Source organism: Rhizobacter sp. P2_H2 (assembly GCF_056403375.1).
Map to the genome: position 1 here is coordinate 1 of NZ_JBFUFP010000347.1, position 5,064 is coordinate 5,064.

Here is a 5,064-nt window from a genome sequence, read left to right on the forward strand (position 1 = left end):
GCACCGGATCGGGGCCGCAGACACGCATTGACCTGTTCGGCAGCTTCGTCGACCAAGGCGTCGCGGGCGAAGCCTTCGTCGGCAAGACGGTCCCGATGCGCACGCTGATACGCATCGAAGGCCCGGACCGCCACGTCATCGAGCTCTACTTCACGCCACCAGGAAAAGCAGAGGCGCTCGCCACGCGCGCGGTCTACACGCGAACCGGGCCGTGACCCGGCGCAAACTCCCCACCCATGAGCGCCTCCCGACCCGACCTCGATCTGCTGAGCCCCGTTCTTCAGGATCTGCGGCTGGTGCGCGCGTCGTACTGCCGCACTGACATGACGGCGCCGTGGGGCGTCCAGATCCCGCGTCAGGACGGCGTGTGTTTCCACTTCGTGGTCGATGGCGAGTGCTGGCTGAGACTGCCGTCGCAGGAGCCCTTCCGGATCGGTCCCGGCGACGTGGCACTGCTGCCGCGAGGCACGGGCCACGCGATTGCCGACGCGCCCACCACGCCCGCCCGGCCGCTCGAGGAGTTCGACCAGGATTCGATCGGCCCGACCACGCACAACATGCGCGCTGGTGGTGGCGGTGCGCGTTCGCTGATGGTCTGCTGCGCGCTCGAATTCGACGAGCCGGCCGTGCATCCGCTCACTCAACTGATGCCCGAGGTGCTGGTGCTGCGGCGTGCCGACGCGAATGACCAGGCGCTGCCCACGCTGTTGTCCCTGATGGCGGCCGAGGTGGCCGCACAGCGTGTCGGCGCCGCGACCATGATGGCGCGGCTCGCCGATGCGGTGGTGACCGCCATGGTGCGCGGCTGGGCCGAGACTCACGCCGGAGAGCTGAAGGGATGGCTGGCGGGTGCGCGGGACGCGCCGATCGGCCGGGCGCTGGCGGCGATCCATCGACAGCCGGGTCATTTCTGGTCGGTGGTGGCGTTGGCGAAGATCGCAGGCCTGTCGCGTTCGGTCTTCACGGAACGCTTCACCACCGCAGTGGGCCTGTCACCGGCACGCTATCTCGCGCACTGGCGCATGCACGTGGCCGGCGCATGGCTGCGTCATGGCAGGTCGACTGTCGCGGACATCGCCCAGCGCCTGGGCTACGAGTCCGAAGCCTCGTTCAGCCGCGCCTTCAAGCGCCTGTTCGGCGTGCCGCCGGGAATGCTGCGCTCGCAAGTCCATCGGCCATGACGCCCGTATTGACGGGGCCGGCACGCTGCGCGCTCAGCGCGGCACGTGGATCAGCGGCGAGCTTCTCGCCGTACCGGTTCGAGCTTGGCTCGATTGTGCAGATTCTTCCCTCGATTCCTCTCCGGGCCGGCTGCCCCTCGCGTGGGCCGCGACGCCGGAGGGGATCCGCCGTTCCGGCGGGATTGGCACTCGGATCTGCCGATGACAGCTTTCGGCGGTTGCGGCCGCTCGTGCCGCATGGTCGAATGGCCCCAGCCGGCTAGAAGGGGAACCGATGAAGCGCACCTGGACGATCATTGGCGTTGCTGATGTAGCTCACAGCTTTGCCTGGTATCAATCACTCTTCGGTCAACCGCAATCGGCGCCGGCTCATGACTACTTCGGCCAAATCCTCGACACGGACGGAACGGTGTTGCTGTGTCTCCACAAGTGGGGAGCCCACGATCACCCAACCTTGACCAGCCCCGATCGAGCGGAGCCTGGCAATGGGCTGCTGCTTTTCTTTCGAGTCGATGATTTCAGCGAGGCGCTGTCACGCGCCAGGGCCCTTGTCGGTCAACTTGAGGAAGGGCCCAAGATGAACCCCTCCACCGGCACTCAAGAGTTCGCGCTGCGCGATCCTGACGGCTACTACGTCATGGTCAGTGCGCTCGAATGAGGCGCATGCCTTCCGCCGTACCGGAGACCTTGGCCTCCGCGAAAAGACCACGTGATGCACACGCCGCGCGCACAAGCTGCGGCCTGACCCCTCGGTCGAGGCGAGGCCCAACCACTATTGGAAATGGCGACGACTCAACCAACGTCCCCCGCTTGGCAGCCATTGTCGTGGCCATTCTCGGCGGGCTCATCGCGGCAGCGGGGTCGCTCGTGCTGTTCGTGCTTTGGCGGCTGGGTCGCGATCCACACTTGCTGATCACGTCATTTGTGGTGGTGCCTGCTTGGGCGCTTGGAGTGTGCTGCTTTGGTCTCGCCGGCGTACTGGTTTGGCGCCGAATCGGTCTTGTCCGCCGCGCAATGGCCGTCGTCGCAATGGTTGCCGGTGGTGGAGTGCTTCTTTTCGTGGCAGCAGCGTTCTTTTCCCGTCTATGAACACCGCCTGACCCGTCAATCGGTCGGATCAGGTTCTCCAGGCGGTTGTTGTCGGTGTTCAAGTCGGCATCGTCGATGAGGCGCGTCAGTGCTGTCCAGCGCTTGAGCGCTGTAGTCCATCGCCTTGGCGGTGGCCGTTGCGTCGGGCACCTTCCGACGGTTGGCGGTCAGCCAGGCGTGCAGTAGATCGGCCGCCGGGCGCGTTTTGATCTGGCGGATCCGCAACCGGTCATCGGCTGGCAAGTCCTTGATCTCCCGCTCGACGTCGTACAGGACGCCGAAGAGCTTCAAGGCCTGCTCGGCCAGCGCGCTGCTGTGGTTCGCCATCATAGGTAAATCGGCGAGTCGTCTACAACCTACGTCGGTCGCACGACCACCACACAGCCTGACTGCCTACGTCACAAAGGCCTCGAGTCCGACAGGTTGCGTACACCTCCTCAACCAATATTGCTGGCGACTCCTGCCGACGATCCAGCAGCGCTCGGGCCCGCGAACTCCGAACAGATGAGACAACCGAAACGGCCGCGGTGCGGCTGTCAGAAAGGAATATCGATGTCCAATCCTTGGCTCAAGAAGAACCCGTTCATGAGCATGTGGCTCAGCGGAGCCAACTCGGTGGTCAACAGCGAGCGCGCTCGCATCGCTGCCGAAGCGAAGCGTCAAACGACCACTGCCGTCAACAAGACCGCCAGCGACATGTTCACCATCTGGGCCGACGCGATGGCGAAGGCTCCCGCATCGAAGCGAAAGAGAAGGCGGTAGCGCACATGGGGCAGCAAGCGTGAAGCGATCAACTTCATGGGCCGGGCTCTGGACCCGCAATCTGTCGACGCTGACGCGCCTCTCAATGCACGCCGGCACGCACTCGATGAAGGAGGCGCTGAAGCCGGTGCAGGCAAAGGGACGGGCTCCAGCCGGCACCGGCGACTGGCTCGCCGGCATAGCCATGGGCCCGGCCGGTGTGCGGCAGTTCAGGCTCTTTCGTCCGCCGGGCGTCACGTTTGGCGAACGCTTGCCGCTGATGGTGATGCTTCACGGCTGCCACCAGGACGCGAAGACCTTCGCCGCGAGCACACGGATGAATGTGGTGGCTGCGCGCGAACGATTCCTCGTGCTGTACCCGGAGCAGGATCGTCTGTCGAATCCACAAGGTTGTTGGAACTGGTTCGATACCAAGTCGGGCCGCGCACACCGCGAGGTGACCTTGATCATGCGAGCGCTCGACCTGGCGTGCACTCTCTACTCCGCAGACAGAGAGCGGATCGGGATCGTGGGGTTGTCAGCGGGCGCGAGCATGGCCGCACTGGTTGTCACGCGCCACCCGGAGCGATTCAAGGCCGTGACGATGCACTCCGGAATTCCGCCCGGCACAGCCTCTTCTCCGCTGTCAGCGGTAGGCGCCATGCATGGTCGGCGAGCGACGAAGCCGCTTCCTGCGAGCCCGGGCACGACAAGTCTCGCGTGGCCTCCGCTCCTGGTAATCCATGGAGATTCGGACGCCGTGGTGGCACCCAGCAATGGACGCGCTGCAGCGCAGGTCTGGGCGAATGCCGCGGGCGCCGTTCCGGGCTCCGGCAGGAATGTTCAGCGCGGAAAGAGGCACCCCATGCGTGTGATCGATTTCAAGCGTCAGGGCGCTACTGTGGCCACGCTCGTCGAGGTGGAATGCTTGGCGCATGCGTGGAGCGGCGGTGCGGCCAACCAGCACTTCAGCGACAGGAAGGGTCCTGACGCCTCGCGCATGGCATGGGCATTCACTGCGAAGCAGTTCGGGAGACAGAGGTAGTTCGGCCGTTCCGTGCATCAGCGCCAGTCCGATCGACTCTTGCCCGCGCGCGTAGCGGTCGGAGAGTTGGTCGGCGGGCCCCCTCAGGCGTCCCGTCGAGCCCGCACCATTCGCCCGAGCCCCGCCGCGGCGAATCCGCAGTCGATCACATTCCGGGCAGCAACAAATGCCGAAGCCGCGCCAGCGAAYCCATTCTTTGTTCGCGGTGAACCGCCTGCCGCTGGCCGACCTGACGGCGCAATGGCAGCAGAGCCGCGCTGCTGAGCGCTGCCGTCGCACCCGGAGCGCCTGATCCAGCGTTGCGCGCACTGCTCGGGCAGCGCATCGACCAGACGCTGCAGCACGCTGCCACGCCCTCCCGCACCCCGCTCTACATTGCCATGGCCGTCCAGGCGACCCTGCTGGCGGTGGGTCTGTCGCTGACGCGTTGACCCTCATCGGCGCGAAACCGTCATGAGGATCGGCATTCGGCGCGCTCAACGCGGCACGTGGATCAGAGGCTGCAACGCCAGGCCCATCCTCAGCGCCTGCAGCGGCGCGGTATCCACATAGACGATCTCCTCGCGCATCCGCCCGTTCTCGAGCGTCATCTTGTCCACGCCGCACCACGAGACGAGCTTCTCGCCGTACCGGTTCGAGCTTCTCCACTCGATGTGGGGAAGCCGCGGATGATGCACGTCACCGGCGAAGCCGCCGGCCGCTTTCGGACACGTTCATCGCAGGCGCCGCCGCCGGCAGGCCCTGAAACGACAAAGGAGCCTTGCGGCTCCTCTGGGATCTGGTGGGGTGGCTGATGGGACTCGAACCCACGACAACAGGAATCACAATCCTGGACTCTACCAACTGAGCTACAGCCACCACCGGAATCGCGAATTATAGCCTCACCTGGAGGCCACTTCGACCAGTGGGTCGCTCAGTTGCTCGTGCCGCTCGCCGCAGCCGCTTCAGCCGCAGCCGTCCCCGGGTGCACGTCGACCTTGTAGCGGCTCTTCAGCGCGGTGTAGTAGG

The 5,064-nt window shown here is 65.5% G+C and carries 9 protein-coding genes and 1 tRNA gene; 6 read left to right on the forward strand and 4 right to left on the reverse strand.

The features are described from left to right. From AC1D15_RS17565 to AC1D15_RS17575, 3 genes are all read left to right on the forward strand, one after another. Positions 1–215: hypothetical protein (locus AC1D15_RS17565; protein ID WP_477826985.1), on the forward strand; the 215-nt coding region annotated here is incomplete at its 5' end. Positions 216–236: 21 nt separating this feature from the next. Further along, a complete protein-coding gene (locus AC1D15_RS17570) occupies positions 237–1,181 on the forward strand; it encodes an AraC family transcriptional regulator (RefSeq protein WP_477826986.1) in 945 nt (314 codons plus the stop codon). A gap of 274 nt (positions 1,182–1,455) precedes the next feature. After that, a complete protein-coding gene (locus AC1D15_RS17575; protein WP_465114666.1) occupies positions 1,456–1,839 on the forward strand; it encodes a VOC family protein in 384 nt (127 codons plus the stop codon). Here the strand turns inward: AC1D15_RS17575 and AC1D15_RS17580 are convergent. Both AC1D15_RS17580 and AC1D15_RS17585 read right to left on the reverse strand, forming a co-directional pair. After that, complete coding sequence (locus tag AC1D15_RS17580; RefSeq protein WP_477826987.1) at positions 1,823–2,332, reverse strand: hypothetical protein; 510 nt, start codon at positions 2,330–2,332, stop codon at positions 1,823–1,825. The genes AC1D15_RS17575 and AC1D15_RS17580 overlap by 17 nt on opposite strands. Beyond that, entirely contained in the window at positions 2,286–2,600 is a 315-nt protein-coding gene (locus tag AC1D15_RS17585) for an IS66 family transposase (protein WP_477826988.1), read from the reverse strand. Before AC1D15_RS17585 ends, AC1D15_RS17580 begins: the two co-directional genes overlap by 47 nt. A gap of 255 nt (positions 2,601–2,855) precedes the next feature. Here AC1D15_RS17585 and AC1D15_RS17590 point away from each other — a divergent pair, with 255 nt between their 5' ends. From AC1D15_RS17590 to AC1D15_RS17600, 3 genes are all read left to right on the forward strand, one after another. Further along, positions 2,856–3,032: a hypothetical protein gene (locus tag AC1D15_RS17590; protein ID WP_477826989.1), complete on the forward strand. Its 177-nt coding sequence runs from the start codon at positions 2,856–2,858 to the stop codon at positions 3,030–3,032. A gap of 19 nt (positions 3,033–3,051) precedes the next feature. Continuing rightward, a complete protein-coding gene (locus AC1D15_RS17595) occupies positions 3,052–4,056 on the forward strand; it encodes an extracellular catalytic domain type 1 short-chain-length polyhydroxyalkanoate depolymerase (protein ID WP_477826990.1) in 1,005 nt (334 codons plus the stop codon). 299 nt (positions 4,057–4,355) lie between these two features. Beyond that, positions 4,356–4,487: a hypothetical protein gene (locus AC1D15_RS17600; RefSeq protein WP_477826991.1), complete on the forward strand. Its 132-nt coding sequence runs from the start codon at positions 4,356–4,358 to the stop codon at positions 4,485–4,487. Positions 4,488–4,532: 45 nt separating this feature from the next. On the opposite strand, the gene AC1D15_RS17605 is transcribed toward AC1D15_RS17600, so the two are convergent. Together AC1D15_RS17605 and AC1D15_RS17610 are read right to left on the reverse strand one after the other, a co-directional pair. Then, entirely contained in the window at positions 4,533–4,655 is a 123-nt protein-coding gene (locus AC1D15_RS17605) for a hypothetical protein (protein WP_477826992.1), read from the reverse strand. 183 nt (positions 4,656–4,838) lie between these two features. After that, positions 4,839–4,914 (reverse strand) — tRNA-His (locus AC1D15_RS17610). Between the last annotated feature and the right edge of the window lie 150 nt (positions 4,915–5,064).